Origin of the sequence: Gilliamella sp. wkB72 (genome assembly GCF_001693745.1) — a bacterium.
GTDB classification, from domain to species: Bacteria; Pseudomonadota; Gammaproteobacteria; order Enterobacterales; family Orbaceae; genus Gilliamella; species Gilliamella apicola_E.
Window position 1 is genome coordinate 169,190 of sequence record NZ_LZEI01000011.1, and the last position, 22,907, is coordinate 192,096.

At 36.3% G+C, this 22,907-nt stretch carries 19 protein-coding genes; 7 read left to right on the forward strand and 12 right to left on the reverse strand.

Annotated elements, in window-relative coordinates; genetic code table 11:
* Nucleotides 1-2 precede the first annotated feature (2 nt).
* The 4 genes from A9G07_RS06640 to prfA form a co-directional block, all read right to left on the reverse strand.
* Complete coding sequence (locus A9G07_RS06640) at nt 3-1,418, reverse strand: OprD family outer membrane porin (protein WP_065734548.1); 1,416 nt, start codon at nt 1,416-1,418, stop codon at nt 3-5.
* A 398-nt stretch (nt 1,419-1,816) separates the two neighbouring features.
* Entirely contained in the window at nt 1,817-2,671 is an 855-nt protein-coding gene (gene kdsA / locus A9G07_RS06645; protein ID WP_065561962.1) for a 3-deoxy-8-phosphooctulonate synthase, read from the reverse strand.
* 17 nt (nt 2,672-2,688) lie between these two features.
* On the reverse strand, nt 2,689-3,525 hold the full coding sequence (gene prmC / locus A9G07_RS06650) for a peptide chain release factor N(5)-glutamine methyltransferase (protein WP_065561917.1): 837 nt from the start codon (nt 3,523-3,525) through the stop codon (nt 2,689-2,691).
* Nucleotides 3,522-4,607, reverse strand: coding sequence for a peptide chain release factor 1 (gene prfA, locus A9G07_RS06655; RefSeq protein ID WP_065561918.1), 1,086 nt, complete (start codon nt 4,605-4,607; stop codon nt 3,522-3,524). The genes prmC and prfA overlap by 4 nt, the downstream gene beginning before the upstream one ends.
* A 347-nt stretch (nt 4,608-4,954) precedes the next feature.
* Here prfA and A9G07_RS06660 point away from each other — a divergent pair, with 347 nt between their 5' ends.
* On the forward strand, nt 4,955-6,133 hold the full coding sequence (locus A9G07_RS06660; protein WP_065734549.1) for a carbohydrate porin: 1,179 nt from the start codon (nt 4,955-4,957) through the stop codon (nt 6,131-6,133).
* A gap of 523 nt (nt 6,134-6,656) precedes the next feature.
* Here A9G07_RS06660 and lpdA read toward each other — a convergent pair.
* From lpdA to aceE, 3 genes are read right to left on the reverse strand one after another with little or no spacing between them, the layout of a single operon-like run.
* Entirely contained in the window at nt 6,657-8,081 is a 1,425-nt protein-coding gene (gene lpdA, locus A9G07_RS06665) for a dihydrolipoyl dehydrogenase (RefSeq protein WP_065734550.1), read from the reverse strand.
* 15 nt (nt 8,082-8,096) lie between these two features.
* Entirely contained in the window at nt 8,097-9,689 is a 1,593-nt protein-coding gene (aceF, locus tag A9G07_RS06670; protein WP_081303367.1) for a pyruvate dehydrogenase complex dihydrolipoyllysine-residue acetyltransferase, read from the reverse strand.
* Nucleotides 9,690-9,701: 12 nt separating this feature from the next.
* Nucleotides 9,702-12,368, reverse strand: a complete 2,667-nt coding sequence (aceE, locus tag A9G07_RS06675; protein WP_065734551.1) for a pyruvate dehydrogenase (acetyl-transferring), homodimeric type — start codon at nt 12,366-12,368, stop codon at nt 9,702-9,704.
* Between the two features lie 374 nt (nt 12,369-12,742).
* Between aceE and lipB the strand changes: the two genes are divergently transcribed.
* Together lipB and lipA are read left to right on the forward strand one after the other, a co-directional pair.
* On the forward strand, nt 12,743-13,363 hold the full coding sequence (gene lipB / locus A9G07_RS06680; RefSeq protein ID WP_065734552.1) for a lipoyl(octanoyl) transferase LipB: 621 nt from the start codon (nt 12,743-12,745) through the stop codon (nt 13,361-13,363).
* A gap of 10 nt (nt 13,364-13,373) precedes the next feature.
* A complete protein-coding gene (gene lipA / locus A9G07_RS06685) occupies nt 13,374-14,327 on the forward strand; it encodes a lipoyl synthase (protein WP_065734553.1) in 954 nt (317 codons plus the stop codon).
* Nucleotides 14,328-14,352: 25 nt separating this feature from the next.
* Here the strand turns inward: lipA and A9G07_RS06690 are convergent, their stop codons facing one another.
* Entirely contained in the window at nt 14,353-16,119 is a 1,767-nt protein-coding gene (locus A9G07_RS06690; protein ID WP_065734554.1) for a DUF3413 domain-containing protein, read from the reverse strand.
* Nucleotides 16,120-16,297: 178 nt separating this feature from the next.
* Here A9G07_RS06690 and A9G07_RS06695 point away from each other — a divergent pair, with 178 nt between their 5' ends.
* The 3 genes from A9G07_RS06695 to A9G07_RS06705 all read left to right on the forward strand — a co-directional run bounded on the left by A9G07_RS06695 (nt 16,298) and on the right by A9G07_RS06705 (nt 19,303).
* Entirely contained in the window at nt 16,298-18,073 is a 1,776-nt protein-coding gene (locus A9G07_RS06695; RefSeq protein WP_141677486.1) for an AAA family ATPase, read from the forward strand.
* 138 nt (nt 18,074-18,211) lie between these two features.
* Nucleotides 18,212-18,733, forward strand: coding sequence for a bifunctional 3-hydroxydecanoyl-ACP dehydratase/trans-2-decenoyl-ACP isomerase (fabA, locus tag A9G07_RS06700; protein WP_065561925.1), 522 nt, complete (start codon nt 18,212-18,214; stop codon nt 18,731-18,733).
* A 99-nt stretch (nt 18,734-18,832) separates the two neighbouring features.
* Entirely contained in the window at nt 18,833-19,303 is a 471-nt protein-coding gene (locus A9G07_RS06705) for a thermonuclease family protein (RefSeq protein WP_065561926.1), read from the forward strand.
* A 19-nt stretch (nt 19,304-19,322) separates the two neighbouring features.
* On the opposite strand, the gene A9G07_RS06710 is transcribed toward A9G07_RS06705, so the two are convergent.
* From A9G07_RS06710 to A9G07_RS06725, 4 genes are all read right to left on the reverse strand, one after another.
* Nucleotides 19,323-19,604, reverse strand: coding sequence for a DUF5339 domain-containing protein (locus A9G07_RS06710; RefSeq protein WP_065561927.1), 282 nt, complete (start codon nt 19,602-19,604; stop codon nt 19,323-19,325).
* Between the two features lie 202 nt (nt 19,605-19,806).
* Nucleotides 19,807-20,016 (reverse strand): transcription antiterminator/RNA stability regulator CspE, encoded by a 210-nt coding sequence (cspE, locus tag A9G07_RS06715; RefSeq protein ID WP_034909833.1) that lies wholly within the window; start codon nt 20,014-20,016, stop codon nt 19,807-19,809.
* Nucleotides 20,017-20,309: 293 nt separating this feature from the next.
* Nucleotides 20,310-21,119 carry a pyrroline-5-carboxylate reductase gene (proC, locus tag A9G07_RS06720; RefSeq protein WP_065734555.1) on the reverse strand — a complete coding sequence of 270 codons (810 nt, stop codon included), beginning with the start codon at nt 21,117-21,119 and terminating at the stop codon, nt 20,310-20,312.
* Nucleotides 21,120-21,227: 108 nt separating this feature from the next.
* A complete protein-coding gene (locus A9G07_RS06725) occupies nt 21,228-22,166 on the reverse strand; it encodes a type IV pilus twitching motility protein PilT (RefSeq protein WP_256122104.1) in 939 nt (312 codons plus the stop codon).
* 36 nt (nt 22,167-22,202) lie between these two features.
* Here A9G07_RS06725 and A9G07_RS06730 point away from each other — a divergent pair, with 36 nt between their 5' ends.
* Nucleotides 22,203-22,904 carry a YggS family pyridoxal phosphate-dependent enzyme gene (locus A9G07_RS06730; protein ID WP_065734557.1) on the forward strand — a complete coding sequence of 234 codons (702 nt, stop codon included), beginning with the start codon at nt 22,203-22,205 and terminating at the stop codon, nt 22,902-22,904.
* Nucleotides 22,905-22,907 lie beyond the last annotated feature (3 nt).

Genomic DNA, 22,907 nt, shown 5'->3' on the forward strand with positions numbered 1-22,907 from the left:
CCCTATTTTTGCTTTGCTTGAAACACAGTGAAAGGTATTGTGACAATAAACTTGATATCTCGTTCATCTTGGAAAATGTTGCCATATCCACCACCCCAACTGTTGATATGATTTTCATGGTTATTATATTTGGTGTAATGTAATTGGAAAGAGGTGTCCTTAGCCCAAGTGTCTTGAATAGTGTAGCCTAAATCAAAATTGTAAGCTGATTCAACTAAGCGATTCTTTTGATTTTTTGCTATTGAATTTGGTTTTGCATCCCAACCAAAAGCATAAGATGCGCCCGTTCTCCAGCCTGTTAGATACGTTGATAGATTCCCTAAGTCGTAAGTCACTTCAGCAAATAGGGCTTTTTCACCATTAGCATTAAAGTCCGATCGTGAGTTCCACCAAACATCTAGTCGTCCATTAGATGAAGCATAATCTGGCGTCATACGTTGTAAAAAGAAGCCTTGTTTACCTTCAGCCTTAATTGCTACCCCTTCAAGGCGTAGACCAACTGGTCCAACTTGGTAAGCTAATGTTGCCGCTTGTAACCATGCTAAGCCGTCATAGACCTTATCCCCTTTATGAGACTGGTCTTTGGCGCCATAAAATTGATAACTCATGGTTAACGGATTATCAAACATGTCTGTTTTATAAGATGCTTTACCAAAATATTGATTCATGTAATTTTTGGCTTGACCAAAGGCGGTTTCTAACACTAAATCATTTTTGAAGTCATATTTCAAACCGGCTGAGTGTAGATAATCAATCTTCTTCCCTTTTCCCCATTGTTTAAATTCATAAAGGCGTTTGTACCATGGCGCTTTATATTTATCTGTCCACATATAAGACATCGATAAGGCACCAGCTTGATCAAAATCGAGCGTTGTGCCTAATTCAAAACCTCGATAAGTACCCGGTAATAAACTCCAGTGAGGGGCTAATAGTGTTTGACCAGATGGCTGAATAAAACCGGCTTTTAGCCAAAATAATTCATCTTGCCTAAAATTGACCTGTGCTTTATAAAAGCTCACACCACTGACATCTTTTTTCCAATCCTCACCCCAGCGGGTGCGTGCGCCACTAAAACCAATTTCATTAGGATGACCATTGCCACCGTTACTGACTTCCCATGCACCATATCCGCCCAGTTCAATACCAAGGTGATCAGCAATATAGCCTGATCTAAAATCTAAATTTGTGTTGAATGATGAGTGCCTGAGGTTTTTTTCATATTTATGTTCTTCAATATTTTTTCTTTCTCGATCACGATTCCAAAAAAATACGTTACCGGTTAATGATGCATCATCAATAAATTCACTAACATACTGAGCTTGTGCGGGGCATATGCTAGTTAAAATGGTTATCGATAAAAAAAGTTTAGTAAAAAGATTAAAACGATAGGGTAAACCAAGTGCATTATCCAGACTCATAATTTCATTCCCATATTTATATAACTGACCGCTAAATTGCTTTAATCGGATGCTATAAGCCAAACTAAATTCGTTATTACTTTGAATTGCTTTCTAAACTACGAAACATATTTAGGTGGAGATTGGACAAATATGCATTTTTATAATGCATAAACATATTTTAGTTCGCAAATTAATTCATCTAAATTCGTGATCTAAATCACCAAAAAGTTGTAAATTTAGCTTATTTTTGCATGATTTTTGGTTCTTTTTTTACGAAATAAATTAATTAAGCTCTATTTTTGCTGGCTTTTAAGTCATGAAATGATGGTCAGAATTAGCAAAAAAATGAATAATTTTGATGGAGTAGGTAAAAAAAGAGAAATGTATAACATTTCTCTTAGGGATTGATAGCTAAATTAGTTTTCAGTATCTAGTTCTTCAAAACTTTTTACTAATTCATCAATGGCTTTCATCTGTTTTAGGAATGGTTCAAGTTTTGCTAACGGTAATGCTGATGGACCATCACATTTTGCATGACTTGGATCAGGATGTGATTCTAAAAATAATCCAGCAATACCTACCGCCATACCTGAACGAGCTAATTCAGTAACTTGACCACGACGACCACCTGACGCAGCCCCCATTGGATCACGACATTGTAGCGCATGAGTGACATCAAAAATCACTGGCGAACCTTTGCTAACTTTTTTCATTACGTTAAAGCCAAGCATATCAACAACAAGGTTGTCATAACCAAAGCAGCTACCACGATCACAAAGGATAACTTGGTCATTACCCGCTTCTTCAAATTTTTCGACAATATTGCCCATTTGTCCTGGGCTAACAAATTGTGGTTTTTTGACATTGATTACAGCACCAGTTTTCGCCATTGCAACAACTAGGTCTGTTTGTCTTGCCAAAAAAGCGGGTAATTGAATAACGTCAACGACATCGGCAACGGGTTGGCACTGCTCTTCGGTATGAACGTCAGTGATAATTTTTATACCAAATTGCTGTTTTAATTCTTGGAAGATTTTCATCCCCTCTTCTAACCCAGGTCCTCGATAAGAGTGAACTGATGAGCGATTAGCTTTATCAAAAGAGGCTTTGAAAATATAAGGAATATTCAGTTTATCGGTTACTGTCACATAGTGTTCACAAATTTTCATAGCTAAATCGCGTGATTCAAGCACATTCATACCACCAAATAATACAAACGGTAAATCATTAGCTACCGTGATATTACCTACTTTTACTTTTTTTTGTTTAATCATAAACTCATTCCTAGTTAAGGTTTAAACCAACGACCAAGTGTGACTCTGTCATTGCCACTGTAATCGGTGAAGGTTTCGACTAATTGAAATCCGTGTTGTTTAAAAATAGTTTGCACCGCTAACCCCTGTTTCCAACCATGCTCGATTAGCAGCCAACCATACTGATTTAAATGTTTAGTTGCGCCTTGTACTATGACTTTAATATCAGCAAGTCCATCATCTTCAGAAACCAATGCGCTACGAGGCTCATAACGAACGTCGCCTTGCGATAGATGAACATCGGTTGGATCAATATAAGGGGGATTACTGGTAATCATAGAAAATTTACGATTTTTTATCGGCTTATACCAATCACCCAGTAAAAAGTAAACATTATTAACATCGATTTGCTTGGCATTTTTTTGAGCTAATATTAACGCATCTTTGTTTTTTTCGATTGCGGTAAATAAACAATCAGGACGTTCAGTTGCCATGGCGATTGCAATCGCTCCGGTTCCTGTCCCTAAATCCAGAACTTCACAAGGAACTTTTGGTAAATATTCTAAACCAAGTTCGACAAGCTTTTCAGTATCGGGGCGAGGGATTAATGTCGAGTTGGAGACATTAAATTTTAATGACCAAAATTCTTTTTCACCTGTTATGTAGGCAATCGGCTCACCTTCTTGACGTCTTTTTAAATAAGCATCTAAAGCAATGACTTCATCGTCAGTTAATGATGTTTCACTAAAAGCCATTAAAAAAGTGCGTGTTCTATGAGTTACAAAACTCAATAAAATTTCTGCATCACGTTTTGGGCTTTCGCTTTCAGTTAAGGTTTGCGACGCAAATTTAAGCCATTCTAAATAGGTCATTCATCCTGTTCCGATAACGCTGCAAGCTGATCTGCTTGGTACTCTTGTACTATTGGTTCAATTAGCATATCTAATTTACCTTCCATCACTTCATCTAAGCGATAAATGGTAAGATTTATACGGTGGTCAGTAACCCGTCCTTGAGGATAGTTATATGTTCGGATACGGTCTGAACGATCACCCGAACCTAATAAGTTACGTCTGGTTGATGCTTCTTCTTGTTGACGTTTGCGCGCTTCGGCATCTTGAATACGTGCAACTAATACAGACATCGCTTTCGCTTTGTTTTTATGTTGTGAACGTTCATCCTGACATTCAACCACAATCCCAGTTGGAATATGGGTAATACGGATTGCTGAATCAGTGGTATTAACATGCTGACCACCTGCACCGGATGAACGGTAGGTGTCAATTTTTAAATCCGCTGGATTGATTTCTGGCATTTCTGCTTCAGGAATCTCAGGTAAAACAGCAACAGTACAAGCAGATGTGTGAATACGACCTTGTGACTCAGTTTCAGGTACGCGTTGAACACGATGTCCACCCGATTCAAATTTTAAGTGGCCATAAACTCCATCACCACTGACTAACATGATCACTTCTTTATAACCGCCATATTCACCATCATTTGCACTCATGATTTCAACACGCCAGTTACGAGATTCGGCATATCTTGTGTACATTCTGGCTAAATCACCCGCAAAGATTGCAGCTTCATCACCACCTGTACCCGCTCGAACTTCAACAAAACAGTTGTAGTCATCATTCGGATCTTTCGGTAATAAAAGTACTTGTAATTGTTTTTCTTGCTGTTCAACTTGAGCCATGGCTTCATTTAACTCTTCTTGAGCCATTTCACTCATTTCAGGATCAGATAACATCATCTTGGCAGTTTCGATATCTTCTTGAGTTTGCTGCCAATTAGCAAAGCACTTAACCACATCGGTTAATTGTGCATATTCTTTTGAAAGGGTTCGAAATCGGTTTTGATCGGCAATAACCGTTGCATCAGATAGTAATGCTTGAACCTCTTCATAACGCTCTTGTAGCGTTTCCAATTTACTAATAATTGAAGGTTTCATAACTCTATATGTTTGATAATGATTAATTGAATTTGCCCGGCATTATATACTCAATTGCCTCTAAAATACAGTTTCTACTTACTTATACCTAAGCTAAACAAGATTGTTAATAGCAACATATTGGTGAGGATATGATTATTAGATTGAATAAAAAATGTTACACGTGTCACAGATTTTAATTTTGGTCGTTTTAAAATTACTTAACTCCATATAACATCATTTGTAAACGATGTCATCACGAATCAATAAACCTTTTATTCATACTGAACCACCTTTTTGCTTTAAATATTGTTATCGCATACATAAAAATGTTGTTAAATATTATAATTATTCAAGGAGTTAATTTTATGAAGAAGATGTTTATGTGTAGTCTGATTGGGTTAAGTTCAATGGCAAATGCGGCTATTCAATGGGATACTCCGCAAGGACAATTAAAGTTATATGGAGACGTCGAATTCAATGTGGATGCCGCTAGTAGCAAACAGCAACTTAGCTCTTTGAGGGAGACTGCTGATAAAAAAAATAAACCTTCTGACAAAGATCGTTGGGATATCAATGGTCGTATATTGATTGGTTTAGATGGCTATCGTGAAATTAACAACAAAAACTATGCTGGATTCGTAGTGCAACCATTAGCAGATTTAGGTGGTGATATGAATCTGGATGATGCGGCATTTTATTTTGGTCAAAAAAATGAGTGGAATATTAAAATTGGTCGTTATGAAGCTTATGATATGTTCCCGCTTGGACAAGATACCTTTATTGAATATTCAGGTAATACAGCCAATGATTTATATGAAGATGGCTTTGGCTATATCTATATGTTGAAAGAAGGTCGTGGCCGTAGTAATAATGGTGGGGGTATTCAATTAAATACACCGCTATTTGATAATGTCAATTTTGAGTTAAATGCATTGGTCAATAATGGCGAGAAAATGTTTAATAAATCGGCTTATCATGGTTATGAAATCGATAAAAAGAAAAACGTGGTCTATTTACGTCCCGTTCTATCTTGGAAAAATGAAAGCATTTCAACCGCAATTGCTGCCGAAACAAATGTGGTAAAAAATGCTTACGGTTATCATGATGATGACGGTAAATTCCGCGATCAATCACAAAGAACTGGTTATGGCGCAACTTTTTCATGGAACAATCAAGGGGATTGGGACGCAGCAGGATTCAGATTTAATGCCAGCTTTGCTTATATGAATGCTAAAGATGAAAAAGATATGACTATTGGCACAAATATTGTTTGGGAAAAAATTGGCTTAGGTTATTTGTTTGCGAATAATGATATCAAAAAATTTAACCCCTATAATCGTGTTAAAGATGGCCATATAAATAACAAAGGTAAATATAAAATTCACACTGTTAATGCCTCATATCTAATTGATGATGTGTTAGATATGGATAATTTTAATATCTATTTAGGTGCATATTGGTCATTACTTGATAGAAGTAAATCTCATGGCGATAACACCGATGATCGTTATGGTGCTCGTGTAAGATTTAAATACTTCTTTTAAGTAGTTGAAGTAAATTCTCGATTAAGCCAGTTTAATACTTATTTTTAAAACTGGCTTTTTTATTGCTTTTGGCTAGTTGGTGAAATGATCAACCAATTAATAATTATTCATTATATTAAAATCAATTTTTTCTTATCAATTAGAAGACTCTCATTATAAAAAAGAATTATAGCTACAATTTTATTTTCTATGATTTTGCAAAAAACACCTTCAAAAACCCCGCTCCTCAACTTTTTTTGATATCGTGATTTATCATTTTGCGAATAATTAGATCATTTTTTATAAATAGGATTGTCGAAATTGTAATTTTTTATTCGTACTTTTCCGATAATGTGAAAAGATTTAGCGGTTAAAAATCGCAGGATAATAAAAGTAGGTTAGATTATTCTGATGAATTAGATAGTTATCTCCCCTATTTTACTCATTTAATCGGAAGTTTGGGAAGTGAATGTTCTCAAGCAAGAAAAATAAAATGCCGTTAGTAAGCAAACGGCATTATTTTAATGATAAGAATAGATTTTACTTATTTTTTAACGGCCTTTGGATTAGGTAGATCGGTAACCGTACCTTCATACACTTCGGACGCGAGTCCGATTGATTCATGTAAGGTTGGGTGAGCGTGGATGGTTAGTGCAATGTCTTCTGCATCACAGCCCATCTCCACAGCAAGAGTGATCTCTCCGAGTAGTTCACCACCGTTCGCTCCAACTACCGCGCCACCAAGAAGGCGATTATCGGCTTTGTTAAAGATTAGTTTAGTCATCCCTTCTGAACAATCAGATGCAATTGCTCGCCCTGATGCTGCCCATGGGAATATAGCGACCTCATAATCGATACCTTTTGCTTTCGCTTCTTTTTCAGTTAATCCTACCCAAGCAACTTCTGGCTCGGTGTATGCAATGGATGGTATGGTTTTCGGATCGAAATAATGTTTTTTACCAGCTATCACTTCAGCTGCAACATGACCTTCATGAACGCCTTTATGAGCCAGCATTGGTTGACCCACAATATCACCGATCGCGTAGATATGGGGAACGTTAGTTCTCATCTGTTTATCCACTTCAATAAATCCACGATCGGTCACATTTACCCCTGCTTTTTCAGCGTTGATAAGCTTACCATTTGGCGTTCGACCTATCGCCACTAGTACTGCGTCGTAAGTGTGAGTTTCGATGGTTCCATCTTTCTTTTCCATGGTGACATAGATTGCATCATGTTTGGCTTCGACCGTATTTACTTTAGTTTCTAAGCGTAAGGTAAATTTCTTTTGAATTTGTTTGGTAAAGACTTTTATCACATCTTTATCCGCAGCTGGGATCACCTGATCTAGCATTTCAACCACATCCACTTCTGAACCCAATGCGTGATATACCGTACCCATTTCCAGACCAATAATACCACCACCCATTAACAGTAGTTTTTTAGGAATAGTGGTTAATGCTAACGCATCGGTTGAGTCCCATATACGAGGATCGTCATGAGGAATAAATGGTAAGGTTATTGGTCGAGATCCTGCTGCAATAATAGCATTATCAAAGGTAATTTTAGTTATACCTTTGGCAGAAGTGACATCCATTGTGTGACTACCGGTGAATTGCGCTTCACCTTGAATCACATTAACTTTACGCATTTTGGCCATGCCTGCCAGCCCGTTAGTAAGCTGATTGATGACCTTTTCTTTCCAAGCACGAACTTTGTCGAGTTCTAGCTTTGGCGTTCCAAAATGGATACCATGTTCGGTGAGGGATTTTGCTTCATCCATCACTTTTGCAACATGCAATAATGCTTTAGAAGGAATACAGCCAACATTAAGGCAAACACCACCCAAGGTTGAGTAGCGTTCGACTAATGTCACATCTAATCCAAGATCGGCCGCTCGGAATGCAGCGGAATAACCCGCTGGCCCGGCACCTAATACAACAACTTGTGTTTTGATATCTTGACTCATAACTGATTTCCCCCCTTACATCACTAGTCGACGTAAGTCGGATAAAACATTAACAATATGGCTTAAGAAGCGTGCACCATCTGCGCCATCAATCACTCGATGATCGAAGGATAATGATAAAGGTAACATTAAGCGTGGTGTAAATTCTTTACCATTCCATACTGGTTTCATACTTGAGCGAGATACACCAAGTATGCCCACTTCTGGCGCATTTACAATCGGGGTAAATGATGTCGTTCCGATGCCACCAAGGCTTGAAATAGTGAAACATCCACCTTGCATATCACTACCTGTGAGTTTACCGTCTCGCGCTTTTTTGGAGATTTCAGCAAGTTCACGTGAAAGTTCAATAATGCCTTTTTTATTTACATCTTTAAATACAGGAACAACTAAACCATTTGGCGTGTCAACTGCCACACCAATGTTGATGTATTTTTTAATGATAAGAGTTTGTGCATCTTCTGACAATGAACTATTAAAACGCGGATAAGCAGTTAAAGCACTCGCTACGGCCTTCATGATAAACACAAGCGGTGTAATTTTGAGGTCGAGTTTTTTCTTTTCTGCTTCAGCATTTTGTTGCTTACGAAATGCCTCTAATTCAGTGATATCTGTTTCATCAAATTCAGTGACGTGCGGAATCATCACCCAGTTTCGATGTAAATTTGCACCAGAAACTTTTTGAATTTTGGTTAATGGTAAAGATTCAATTTCACCAAATTTACTGAAATCGACTTTTGGCCATGGTAATAATCCAGGGAATGCACCAGATGATCCACCGTTTTCGACTTGTTTTACGGCATTTTTGACATAGTTTTGGATATCTTCACGAAGTACACGATGTTTAGGGCCTGTAGGTTGGATTTTTGCAAGATTGATACCAAATTCTCTTGCTAATCGTCGAACTGATGGTGTGGCATGTGCGTAAGCATCGTTTTCTACAAATTCATTTGCAGTTGGTGCAAGTTTAGCAGTCTCAGCAACTGGCGCAGAAGCTTGAGCTTGAGCTTGAGCTGGTGATGAAGCTGGAGCTGGCGCAGGTTCAGCTTTAACGGGTGCACTATTCGTTTCAAACTCCATTATTTTGGAGCCAGTTTTGACTTTATCACCAATTTTTACAGAGATGCTTTTTACTGTACCAGCTAGGGTTGCCGGTACTTCCATTGAAGCTTTGTCACCTTCAACGGTGATGAGTGAATCATCAACTGAAACAGAGTCACCAACTTTAACTAATATTTCAGTCACTTCTACTTCATCGCCACCAATGTCTGGGACATTGACATCAACGACTTGGCTACTATTTTGTGCTGGTGCTGGCGCAGAAGCTGGAGCTGGAGCTGAAACTTCTGGAGCAGGCGTTTTTGACGCGCTTGCGCCCTCTTCGTCAAATTCCATAATACTAACACCTGTAGTCACTTTATCGCCAACTTTGACAATGATTGACTTCACAATACCAGCCTGTGGTGCCGGTATTTCCATCGATGCTTTATCGCCTTCGACAGTTAATAGTGATTGATCTACATCAACTTTGTCGCCGACTTTAACTAGGATTTCTGTTACTTCAACTTCATCGCTTCCGATATCAGGTAATTTTATTTCAATACTCATTATTTTTACCTCTTATGCAATACGTGGATTGAGTTTGTCAGCATTGATTTCGAACTTTTTAATCGCGTCTTCAACAATACTTGGCTGAATATCACCACGTTTAGCTAGTTCTCCTAGTGCTGCAATCACAACATAAGATGCATCGACTTCAAAATGATGACGTAAATTTTCTCGGCTATCACTACGACCGAATCCATCTGTTCCGAGTACTCGGTAGCTTTCTGCTGGTACAAATCCTCGAATTTGTTCTGCATAAAGTTTCATGTAATCAGTGGAAACAACCGCAGGATTATTATTCATTATTTGAGCAACATATGGAACTTTCGCTTCTTCGCTTGGATGTAACATGTTGTAACGTTCGCAATCTTGACCATCTCGAGCAAGTAAGGTAAATGACGTTACACTGTAAATATCAGAGCTGATGCCATAGTTTTTAGCAAGGATATCAGCCGCTTCACGAACATGACGTAGCATTGATCCAGAACCTAATAGTTGAACGGTTGGTTTGCCTTGCTGGCCTTCAACTGTGTCTAACTTATAAATACCACGACGAATCCCCTCTTCTGCACCTTCCGGCATTGCAGGTTGGGCATAATTTTCATTTAGTGTGGTGATGTAGTAGTAAACATTTTCTTGTTCACCATACATACGACGTAAGCCATCTTGCATAATAACCGCGACCTCATAAGCGTAGGCTGGATCGTATGATAAGCAGTTAGGGATAGTTAATGCTTGAATATGGCTATGACCATCTTGGTGTTGTAAGCCTTCACCATTTAATGTTGTGCGACCAGAGGTTCCTCCAATCATGAAGCCTCGAGCTTGTTGGTCACCCGCCGCCCACATTAAATCACCAATGCGTTGGAAGCCAAACATTGAGTAATAGATGTAGAAAGGAATCATCGGTAAATCGTTATTACTATAAGAAGTAGCAGCAGCTAACCATGATGCAGTCGCACCACATTCGTTAATACCTTCTTGGAGAATTTGACCTTTTTCATCTTCACGATAGTAAGCAACTTGCTCTTTATCTTGTGGGGTATATTGTTGACCATGTGGGTTATATATACCAATTTGGCGGAAGAGACCTTCCATACCAAACGTACGCGCTTCGTCAGCGAGAATTGGTACTAGTCGCGGTGCTAAATCTTTATCTTTTAGCATGATGTTAAGCGCACGCACAAAAGCGATAGTGGTTGAGATTTCTTTAGATTGTGCTTCAAGTAATGGCGCAAATTCGCTTAAAGGAGGGATAGAAACCGTTCCTGAGAATTTAGTTAGTCGTGAAGGCACATAACCATGTAATGCTTGACGTCGTTCATGAATATATTTGTATTCCGGGCTATGTTCTTCGAATTTGATATAAGGTAATTTTTCGAGTGCTTCATCAGTAACTGGAATGTTGAAGAAGTCACGAACATGGCGAACGCCATCCATATTCATTTTTTTGACTTGGTGTGCAATGTTTTTCGCTTCTGCGGCTTCACCCATTCCATAACCTTTAATGGTGTGGGCTAAAATAACTGTTGGGCGATCTTTTGTCTCTTTTGCTCTTGCAAATGCAGCAAACATTTTTTCGGGGTCTTGACCACCACGGTTTAGTCTAAAGATCTCTTCATCAGACATATCTTTGACTAATTCAGCCGTTTCAGGATATTTTCCAAAGAAGTGTTCACGTACATAAGCGCCGTCTTTTGATTTGAAGGTTTGATAATCGCCATCAAGAGTTTCATTCATTAAACGAATTAATTTTCCTGATTTATCTTTTTGCAATAATTTATCCCAACGATCGCCCCAAAGTACTTTAATCACATTCCAACCAGCACCAGCAAACACACCTTCTAGTTCGTTCACTATTTTGCCATTTCCGGTTACCGGACCATCAAGACGTTGCAAGTTACAATTGATAACAAAGACTAAATTATCAAGTTTTTCACGTGTTGCAACTGTGATTGCACCTTTTGCTTCTGGCTCATCCATTTCACCATCACCTAAGAACGCGTAAACCGTTTGTTCAGTGGTATCTTTTAAACCACGATGGTTTAAGTATTTTAAAAAGCGAGCTTGGAAGATTGCACTAATTGGTCCTAACCCCATTGATACGGTTGGGAATTGCCAGAATTCCGGCATTAATTTTGGATGAGGATAAGATGATAAACCTTTACCGTGAACTTCTTGCCTAAAGTTATCAAGCTGTTCTTCAGTTAAACGACCTTCAATAAAAGCGCGTGAGTAGATACCCGGTGAGATATGACCTTGGAAATAGATTAAATCCCCACCATCTTTTTCATTGCGAGCACGGAAGAAATGGTTAAAACATACTTCATAAAATGTAGCAGCAGATTGGAATGATGCCATATGACCACCAAGCTCTAAATCTTTTTTAGAAGCTCGTAAGACCATCATAATTGCATTCCAACGAACAATTGAACGGATTCGTCTTTCAATTTCCCAATCACCTGGATATGCTGGTTGTTCTTCGACAGGGATTGTGTTTATATAGTTACTGGTTGAAGAACCAAATAGTAAAGGTACACCACCATCTCTAGCTTTATTGACAATCTGTTCAATAATATATTGAGCACGTTCGACGCCTTCTTCTCGAATAATAGAATCTAAACTTTCCAGCCAATCCTTTGTTTCGACTGGATCGATATCATTCATTTGCATGTCCGACATATAAAACCTCTTTTTTGTTTAAAAAATGCAGTTTTTGCTATCCTTAGCTATAACAGACGCCATAACTAAAATTATAAGCTTCAACTTTGCATTACGGATGCTTAATTGATATCAGTCTGCCAGTTTCCATTAAAAAGTAAAGCAAACCACCGCTCTGAAAAGAATGTTAATTCCTATTAAATTAATCAACTATTTCAATTATTAATATAAATAAAAAGATAATTATTTGATATAAGTCAAATTTAACTCATGAGATTGGAAAGAATACTGCGTTTTGAGTTATACCTTGAATAGTTAGCGGTTGTCAAGTTATAGTAAAATCTGCTATATAGTTGTTAATTTATTGTTAAATTAAGACTGAATTGACAGATAATATGCCAAGTAAAAACGTCATTATTAAAGAGTTAAAAACTATGCCTTATTGGCATACTTATCAAGCTATGCATGATTTTACTCAGCAGCGTGATAAGCAAACTCAAGACGAGATTTGGCTAGTTGAACATCCTCCGGTTTTTACTCAAGGTAAGGTTGGAAAACCTGAGCACCTGCTTACTAAAACGGATATTCCTGTTGTGCAAACTGATCGTGGTGGTCAAATTACATACCATGCGCCTGGACAACAAATTATGTATATCTTATTGGATTTAAAAAGGCGTAAAATAGGTATTCGTGATGTCGTCAATTATTTAGAAAATAGTGTTATTCAAACATTAAAACACTATGAGATAGTCGCCTATTCAAAACAAGACGCTCCGGGCGTTTATGTCAATCAACAGAAGATCTGTTCTCTTGGATTACATATTAAGCGTGGCTGTACCTTACATGGATTAGCCCTTAATATCGATATGGATCTCACTCCTTTTAATTATATTAATCCATGTGGTTATGCTGGATTAGAAATGACGCAGTTGAAACAATATGTTTCAAAAATTGATCGCCAAGAGATTAACCATTTATTGACTGATTATTTTATTAATCAGCTACCAAACTATTAAGATGTGAATTATGCAAAATACTGAAATCCGCAGTTCAAAATATCGTGATGCCGAAAAAACGCGTCTAATTCCCTCAATCACTATAGAGGATACAGCTCCTTTAAAAAAACCTGATTGGATGAGAATTAAGTTGTCGGCAAATACAGAAAATATTACGCATATTAAAAATACGATGCGTAAACATGGATTACATTCGGTTTGTGAAGAGGCTTCATGCCCTAACTTGGCGGAGTGCTTTAATCATGGGACCGCGACTTTTATGATTTTAGGGGATATTTGTACTCGTCGTTGTCCTTTCTGTGATGTTGCTCATGGTCGCCCTTTGCCACCAGACCGTGAGGAACCGAATAAGCTTGCGCAAACAATTCAAGAGATGAAATTGCGTTATGTTGTGATCACCTCTGTTGATCGTGATGACTTGAAAGATGGCGGCGCAAGTCACTTTGCTTCATGTACTCAAGAGATTCGTTCATTAAGCCCGAATATAAAAATTGAAACTTTAACTCCTGATTTTCGTGGTTGTGTTGATGAAGCCGTTGCGGTTTTAAGTGAAAACCCTCCGGATGTGTTTAATCATAATTTGGAAAATATTCCTCGTTTGTATAAAAAAATACGCCCAGGAGCAAGTTATGAGGGATCGTTACAATTACTTGAAACGTTTAAACAAAAACATCCCGAAATTCCCACAAAATCAGGATTAATGGTCGGATTAGGTGAAACCAATGAAGAACTTATTCAGGTTTTAAAAGATTTGCGTAGCCATGGTGTTACCATGCTAACTTTAGGTCAGTATTTACAACCAAGTAAGTATCATTTGCCAGTGGAACGTTATGTTTCACCTGAGGAGTTTGATGAATTAAAACAGATGGCGCTGGCTATGGGATTTACCCATGCAGCTTGCGGACCATTTGTGCGTTCATCTTATCATGCTGATCTACAAGCAATGGGAAAAGAGGTGAAGTAATATTCACCTCTTTGGAAAAAATTGTTTAATTATCTACCACAATAAAATGACGATTTTCGGTGACAATTTGTAAGAATGTAGGTAAGTTTATCTTTTCATCTTTCAATTGATTACCGTTTAGATCATAGATTTTAGATCGTCCATACGCATCAATTACCACGGTTTTATTACCATAAAGCGCTGCAACCTGATTTTCACTTCCAGCTAGAATCCATTCACGCTCTTGAAATAGATTTTGACCTTGGCTATACTGTTTTGCAGGTGTAGTGACGTTGAGAGCATCTTGCATTAATGTTCTTAATATATCCGTTTCAGAAGTTATATTATTAACTTCTTTTGCCTCTTTACCTGGCCATGAAATAATTAATGGTACTTTTAAGGTATTTCGATTAAAGCTAACTTCATCATTACGTAAAGCAGATTTTTTAGCATCATCTATTTTTATGTCATTAGAACCGGTAATAATAATTATGGTGTTTTCGTATGCATTAGATAATGTTAAATATGCAATTAAAGATTCTAAATATTGGTCGAGTTTTTTTGCATCTGTCTCTAATTCGGTTATTGGCATTTTTTTATTTTTGGCACCCAGTGAATATTGGATGACAGAAAATAGAGGAGCGTGGTTTTCGAGTTGATTTTGTTCATCGTGCCATGCCATCCAATTATCAGTGGTTTGCTTGTTAGACTGCTTTTTACCATCTGGGGTGGTGAAATTAGACAATAATGCATAACGATAAAGTGGTTCAGAAAAACCATCAGCAGAGAATAGACCAACGTTATAATGTTGTTTCGTTACAGTTTCGAATAATACCGATGGCTTATGCCCTGCCAAGATACTATTATAATAATTCGGGTCAAGTCCATAGAATAATGAGAAGTTATTTAAGTAGGCTTGGCTACTTGCGCCATAATGATTAGTAAATTGTATATTTTGGCTAGCAAATTCTTTCAGCCAAGGCATATTATTGGCTAATAGTCGATCATTCCAGCCATTAATATCAATAATCAAGATATTCGGTTTATCTTGATTTTCATTAAATGAAATTTTATCGAGTGGATATTCAATAGCGATCGCAAATGGGTTACCTTCTTGAATTGCGCGATTACGATAACCATTCTCTTCAATAAATCCATAGCGCTCAAGAAAATGACGCGCCGTTAACGGATACGATAGCGGTAAGCTTGATCGTTGCATCGTAATTGGACGATAGAAGTTAGCATCGGCCCAAATATGAATCAAATGTGATGAGACAAAGCATAGAATAAAACCTATTACTACAGGTCTGGCAAAACGTTTGCGTTTACTTAAACTGCGTTGTTTTTTCCAACTCCAAATCGAGAATAATATTTCAACCAAAAGAATAAAGGGTATTAATATAAATGCACTATTGAGAAAAGATGCTTTATCCGAGGTAAATAGTTGCCAGATAGATAAATTTAGATGCATTCTAAAATGCGAGAAAACTTCAACATCAATAAGCAGTAAACTAATTCCTATGGTTGCAACGATAGTTGCAATAATCCTTTGCCATCGTGAAGAGTGAATAAGAAAACTTAACGGAAAAAGCAATATCAAATAAACAATGAAAGTAAGAAAACTAAAATGCCCAATCGCACTAATAATTGCATAAAAACGCCCCATGAATGTTCGGGGCCAATCAGCAATGAGCAAATATTGGCTACCAAGTAAAATGACTACCAGAATATTAAATAGCGTAAACCAATGCCCCCAACTAACTATCTGCGAGGTTTTATCGTCTTTGATATGATTGTTTTTGAGTTTGAGCATATTTAATTGTAGTAATTACCAAGAAAAACTTAATTGAAATTTACGTCACAGTTTAACTGATTTTTTAAAATCTTTCCGTAATTTTTTTAGCATAAAGCCTTTGGTTATTTGTTGGCGTTGCTATCGATACTTGTTATAATTTGCTTTAATAATATAGCTAATTAAAAAGATACTAACTTTGGCAATCAAACAACTCAACTCTCAAGAAGTCCAACCTAACGTAAATGACATTGTAAATAATAGCGATATTAAAACAAATTTATGCAGTGATGGATTAACCAATTTGTTATCGTGGCAACCTCGCGTTGCTGCTGCTGTATCCTTATTGTGCAAAAATCATAATACGCAGTATCGTTCTCGCTTTGTGCTTTTAAAAGCATCTGAAAGCGAGCTTTTTTTTGATTTATTAAAGCAGTCGGTAAAGCGTAATCTCACAACGACCCATTTAGGTTATAGCTATTACTTTAGTGATAATAAAATTACCTTAACTGAAGCGAAAAGTAAGCAAGATAATTTTGCATCCCAAGATAATTGTCTATCAGCAACAATCGTTGATATGGAAAAACTATTTGGTTGTGTTAGGCAACCTGAAAATAGTCCAATCAAATTACAAGCTGGTTTAGTTCATGATGCTAATGGTGGTGTTTTAATTTTAGGATTGCGTTCACTGCTTGCGCAACCAGTAGTTTGGGCTAAGTTAAAACAGATGGTTCTGTCACAAACTTTTGAATGGTTTTCAGCTGATGATTCTCATCCATTACCATTATCTATTCCTGCCATGCCGTTGGATTTACGCATTATTTTAGTAGGAGATAGGCTCTCTCTAGCTGAATTGCAGGAATTTGAACCAGAATTTTATTCATCATCTATTTACGCTGAATTTGAAAGTGAAATGCATATCACTGAACCTCAGCGAATTAATGATTGGATGAATTATTTACAATTTATAAGCCACCACTTAGCGCTACCCAAAATTGAGCAATCTGCTTTTGCTAAAATTTATAAACACGCAACAAGATATACGGGTGATCAATATTATTTACCACTTAGCGTTGAATGGGTGCAATCGATTCTGCTAAATTCATCTTATTTTATACAAAATGAGAATATTGATGCTTTAGCCGTCACAAAGGCTTTAGAACAAAAAGCATGGCGAGAAAATTATTTAGCTGAGCGGTTCCATGATGAGATTTTTACCAATCAAATTTTGATTGATACTCAGTCACAAGTGGTTGGGCAGATTAATGGGTTGTCAGTTATTGAATACCCCGGTTATCCAAAAGCGATTGGTGAGCCAACACGGTTAAGCTGTCTTGTCCATTTTGGTGACGGTGAATTAATTGATATTGAACGTAAAACCGATCTTGCTGGCAATATTCATTCTAAAGGGATGATGATTATGCAAGCGTTTATTATGTCGGAGTTTGCAATCAATCATCAACTTCCATTTTCTACGTCATTAGTATTTGAACAATCCTATAATGAGATTGATGGCGATAGCGCTTCACTAGCGGGGCTTTGCGCGCTGATTAGTGCGCTATCTAATCAACCTATCGATCAGCAATTAGCTGTGACAGGATCTGTTGACCAATTTGGCCATGTTCAATCTATTGGTGGCGTTAATGAGAAAATAGAAGGATTTTTTGCTGTTTGTCAGCACCAAGGTTTGACAGGCCAACAAGGTGTTATTATTCCTGCTAGTAATCAGCGCCATTTAAGCTTAAGCGATGACATTATTGAGGCAATTAATAATGATAAATTCTCTATTTGGACTGTCGAACATGTCGCCGATGCGCTCTATTTGTTAACAGGTATTCCTTACAAAGATGAGAATAATATTAGTCTTTATAAGTTGATTCATGCTCGTATGCAATCAATGCTAATTCAAGATAGAAGACGTGATGGTTGGCTTAGTCGCTGGAAAAAAATTGCAAAAAGTAACAATACACAATAAACTTGAGACCAAAATTTCATTGATGCGATTAATGAAATAATCATGTAAAACTTTACAGCTTAGGTTAATTATTAGTTTTTTAATCAATAATGATTCTATAAGCAATTATGTAATGACAACAAAATAAAAGGTTTTTTTATGACATTTGAACGTAAATCTTCGTATGATAAAGCAGATCTAATTAAATCAGGTAATAGTGAATTATTTGGTCATGATGGACCGCCATTACCGTCTGATTTGATGCTAATGATGGATCGCGTTATTGAAATGAATGAAGACGGTGGTAGTTTCGGTAAAGGTTATGTTGAAGCTGAGTTTGATATTAATCCTGATTTATGGTTTTTTAAATGTCATTTCAAAAACGATCCGGTAATGCCTGGTTGTCTTGGTCTTGATGCTTTATGGCAATTAGTCGGTTTTTATTTAGGCTGGATTGGCGGTAAAGGTAAAGGCCGAGCGCTTGGTGTTGGTGAATTAAAATTAAAAGGTCAAATATTACCTAATAACAAAAAAGTGACTTATAAAATTAATTTTAAACGTGTTATTAATCGTAAATTAATCATGGGAATCGGCGATGGTGAAGTTTACGTTGATGGTAAATTAATTTATGAAGCAACTGATCTTAAAGTTGGTTTATTTAAAGACACGTCTGAATTTTAATTCAATATAATCTTACACTCCTTGCTCACTATTATTAATTACTGATAATTAGCAAGGAGTAGCTTTTTTTTGCGCTACTATTTTAAGAAACAATCCGTAATGTATTTTTTAAGAAAATCTCTCCTAATCCTCTTATTTGTTGTAATCGGTCAAGCACAAGCAGACTTTAATGGTAAAGTTGTAAAAGTAATTGATGGTGATACCGTTGATATATTAACAAATAAAAAAATTCGCGTCCGGCTACTCGATATTGATGCTCCAGAAAGACACCAAGCGTATGGTAATGCATCAAGAAAATACTTAGCATCGTTGATTGCGGGTAAAACTGTTTATGTTAAAGAAAATAAAAAGGATATTTATCAACGGACATTAGGCGTCATCTATCTAAAACAAGTCAACATTAATGCTAAGATGGTGGAAAATGGCTTTGCGTGGGCTTACCGCTTCAAAGGCGTTGCTAGTAATAAGAATATGGTAAAGCTCGAATTAAAAGCTAAACAAAACAAAAAAGGACTATGGAAAGATAAACATCCAATAGCCCCTTGGGATTTTCGCTATCGTAAGAAATAATAGCGTCTAAACAATGACTTTATTTTTTAGCTGGGATTGAAGCTTCTAGTTGTTTTAATACTTCAGTTGCTTGTTTACAGCCTTCTTCTTGATTTGCAGTAGGCATTGCAGAAATTTGTTGTTTAGCTGTTTCTAAGTTTTGTTTGATCATGTCTGTTTGTTGTTTAGTAGCAGCATCATCAGGAATAGATTTAACAAAGCTATCAACTTTTTCAAAGTAAGTTTTGCAAGATTCTGATAACTCAGCCATAGCAACAGAAGATAAACCTAATAATGCAACAGATAATACTAATTTTTTCATTGTTTCTTTTCCTTAAAATTATAAATATTTAGAACATAAAAGTATGTTTATTACTGAATTACTTTGAAGGGATAATATAAGAATTGGTAAGGAAAGTCTATTAATTAAATGTAAAAAATCTTATCAATAATTAATACTGATAAGATAATATGAAAAATCTTATCAATAATCAATATCGATAAGATAATTTAAAAATTACAAATTAGATAATTGTAACATCAGCAGCAGCAGGACCACGAGGACTATCTTGGATAGAGAACTCAACTTGTTGACCTTCGCCTAAAGTTTTAAATCCATCGCCAGAGATTGCAGAAAAATGAACAAACACATCTTTACTTCCATCAGCAGGTGAAATAAAACCAAAACCTTTACTTTCATTGAACCATTTAACTTGACCAGTTTTTTTAGACATAAAAATCTTCCTATAAATAAATTAATTACAGCCATCAAAGGCGAAACATTAGAACATAAAACCTAGACTACTTATTAACAAACAGAAGAGAAGACTGAAGAGAACTAATACAAATGTGATTAAAGTAAACTACAAACTGCATAAATCTAAATGTTACAAAATATATCTGCATGTAATATGCTGGTGACTATTAACTCATAAATAGATGACTAATACAAGCAATGATTTGCTATTATTTACAATTAAAAATGAAATGAACAATAACTATTTGTTATTGTTCATGTTAACAATCTTTAATTTTTTGACAAATCTTTGGATTTTTGAATTGAAGCCTCTACTGCGTCAATGATAGCTGCTCGAAAGCCTTTTTCCTCAAGTACTTGCACGCCTTCAATTGTAGTACCCGCTGGTGAACAAACCATATCTTTTAATTCACCTGGATGTTTTCCTGTCTCCAGCAATAATTTAGCTGAACCCATCACTGTTTGTGCCGCAAATTTGTAAGCTTGTTTTCTAGATAAACCACCTTTAACTGCACCATCAGCCAATGCTTCAATGAACATAAATACAAATGCAGGAGAAGAGCCACTTGCCCCAACTACGGCATCAATTAAGTATTCAGGTACAACTTCTGTTTCACCAATACAATTTAATAAAGTTTCAACCATTGTTAATTCTTGATCAGTAATTTCTGTATTAGGTGTGATAGAACACATAGCGGCATTAACTAAAGCTGGAGTATTTGGCATAACTCTAACAATTTTTTGTTCATAGCCTACACATTGCGCAATAGTTTTAATTGTTACACCAGCAGCAATCGAGATGACAATGGTATCCTTTTTTAACTCCTTTTGAATATCATTTAATACATCCACAATAACATTGGGTTTAACTGCTATGAAAACAATATCTGATTCTCGTGCAACATCTTTTGCCGATCCTAAATTATTTATTGAATGAGCTTGATTAAGTGCTTGGCCCTTTTCGGGATGAGGATCATAAACGTAAATTTGCGTTCCCGGCACAATATTACTTGCTAAAATACCTTGTAAAATAGCATTACCCATATTACCAATACCGATAAGACCTATACGCTGTTCCATTTGTTTATACCTTTATGAATGAAATACTATAAAGATTATAAAATAAATTTTTGAATAAAACTTATAAAATTTACGAATGAAAAGAAGACGAAATTTTTACTATTTAACTTAATCAATCATTAATTGCATACCAACTTGTTGACCTGTTTGCATTAATGATAATATCTGCCTTGTTTTACCTTCGTTGATCAAATTGCTGACGGCTGGGGTGTTGATCAGAACTTCAAAAATAGCTTTTCGACTTTGTTTATAAGGTATTAATTTTTGGCAGACTATCGCTTTTAAACTATTTGATAGCTGAGTGCGAATTAATGCACGTGTCCCCTCTTCAAAGACATCAATAATACGGTTGATTGTCTGTATTGCAGTACGAGTGTGCAATGTTGCAAGAACTAAATGGCCGGTTTCAGCAATAGTTAATGCAGCTTGAATGGTCTGTTTATTGCGTAATTCACCCAATAAAATGATATCTGGATCTTGCCTTAATAAACTATCAATTGCATCACCAAAATGGTTAATTTCGCGTTGTTGGATAAGTGATTTATCACTTTGATAAATGAACTCAATAGGGTCTTCTAATGTGATAATATGTTTAGCTAACGTCTGATTTATATGATCAATTAATGCAGCTAAAGTTGTCGATTTACCGCTACCTGTTGCGCCAGTAACTAAGATAATTCCAGATTCTGCTTTTGCTAATTCATTTAGTACATCAGGTGCCTGAATATCAGTTAAGCTTGGTATTTGTTGCTTAATAATTCGAAATACGGCTGAAATACCACGTTTTTGATAAAAAATATTTACCCTAAAACGGCCTATATCTTCAAGATGATAACCAAAATCAATTTGTTGATGCTGTTGTAATAGCCCCTTTTGATCGTCATTTAATAGATTAAATAAATCAATTTCAAGTTTTTGTGGCGATAATTTATCTTGTGCAATAGGTTTTAGCTCACCATTAATACGAATCCACGGTTTTTCACCACTAGAAAGATGCAAATCAGAAGCTTTTTGCGTTACACTAAAAGCCAACATTGAATTTATCATTTTCACTCACTATCCATTAGTTTATTGGGAATTAATATGAATACAGTACATGACAATTTAATCAAGATTAAAAATGAAATACATAAAATTGCCTTAGATTGCGATCGAAATCCCAATACAATTGAACTTATTGCAGTAAGTAAAACCAAGCCGGTCACATTAATCGCTCAAGCAATTGATGCAGGCCAATTAGCCTTTGGTGAAAATTATGTTCAAGAAGGTGTTGAAAAGATTGCTTACTTTAATAAAAATATGCCGAATACCCCGATTACTTGGCATTTTATCGGGCCATTGCAATCAAATAAAACTAAGCTAGTAGCTGAAAATTTTGATTGGATGCACACCATTGAACGTTTCAAAATTGCTCAGCGTTTAAATGATCAGCGACCTACAGATATGGATAAGCTAAATGTTCTTATTCAGGTAAATATTAGTAATGAAGAGAGTAAATCTGGAATTGCAGTAGATGAAGTCGCCGATTTAGTTAAGCAGATAATTACATTACCTAATTTAAGGTTACGTGGCCTTATGGCCATCCCCGAGATAGAAAATGATTACGCTAAACAACTTGAGGTATTTGAACAGATGACTCAGCTTTTAGAATCATTGAAAACGGATTATCCTTTTTTAGATACATTATCAATGGGCATGTCAGGCGATATGAAAGCAGCTATTGTTGCAGGCAGTACAATGGTTCGCATTGGTAGTGCAATCTTTGGTGCACGGCAATATGTGTGATAT

Excerpts from the sequence above, each read along its gene's own strand:
- lipA (WP_065734553.1), top strand. The coding sequence starts at position 13,374 with ATGCAAAATACTGAAATCCGCAGTTCAAAATATCGTGATGCCGAAAAA.
- A9G07_RS06640 (WP_065734548.1), bottom strand. The coding sequence starts at position 1,418 with ATGAGTCTGGATAATGCACTTGGTTTACCCTATCGTTTTAATCTTTTT.
- A9G07_RS06725 (WP_256122104.1), bottom strand. The coding sequence starts at position 22,166 with ATGATAAATTCAATGTTGGCTTTTAGTGTAACGCAAAAAGCTTCTGAT.
- A9G07_RS06705 (WP_065561926.1), top strand. The coding sequence starts at position 18,833 with ATGTATTTTTTAAGAAAATCTCTCCTAATCCTCTTATTTGTTGTAATC.
- fabA (WP_065561925.1), top strand. The coding sequence starts at position 18,212 with ATGACATTTGAACGTAAATCTTCGTATGATAAAGCAGATCTAATTAAA.
- A9G07_RS06690 (WP_065734554.1), bottom strand. The coding sequence starts at position 16,119 with ATGCTCAAACTCAAAAACAATCATATCAAAGACGATAAAACCTCGCAG.
- prfA (WP_065561918.1), bottom strand. The coding sequence starts at position 4,607 with ATGAAACCTTCAATTATTAGTAAATTGGAAACGCTACAAGAGCGTTAT.
- proC (WP_065734555.1), bottom strand. The coding sequence starts at position 21,119 with ATGGAACAGCGTATAGGTCTTATCGGTATTGGTAATATGGGTAATGCT.
- A9G07_RS06660 (WP_065734549.1), top strand. The coding sequence starts at position 4,955 with ATGAAGAAGATGTTTATGTGTAGTCTGATTGGGTTAAGTTCAATGGCA.
- A9G07_RS06710 (WP_065561927.1), bottom strand. The coding sequence starts at position 19,604 with ATGAAAAAATTAGTATTATCTGTTGCATTATTAGGTTTATCTTCTGTT.
- lipB (WP_065734552.1), top strand. The coding sequence starts at position 12,743 with ATGCCAAGTAAAAACGTCATTATTAAAGAGTTAAAAACTATGCCTTAT.
- aceE (WP_065734551.1), bottom strand. The coding sequence starts at position 12,368 with ATGTCGGACATGCAAATGAATGATATCGATCCAGTCGAAACAAAGGAT.
- A9G07_RS06730 (WP_065734557.1), top strand. The coding sequence starts at position 22,203 with ATGAATACAGTACATGACAATTTAATCAAGATTAAAAATGAAATACAT.
- lpdA (WP_065734550.1), bottom strand. The coding sequence starts at position 8,081 with ATGAGTCAAGATATCAAAACACAAGTTGTTGTATTAGGTGCCGGGCCA.
- cspE (WP_034909833.1), bottom strand. The coding sequence starts at position 20,016 with ATGTCTAAAAAAACTGGTCAAGTTAAATGGTTCAATGAAAGTAAAGGT.
- prmC (WP_065561917.1), bottom strand. The coding sequence starts at position 3,525 with ATGACCTATTTAGAATGGCTTAAATTTGCGTCGCAAACCTTAACTGAA.
- aceF (WP_081303367.1), bottom strand. The coding sequence starts at position 9,689 with ATGAGTATTGAAATAAAATTACCTGATATCGGAAGCGATGAAGTTGAA.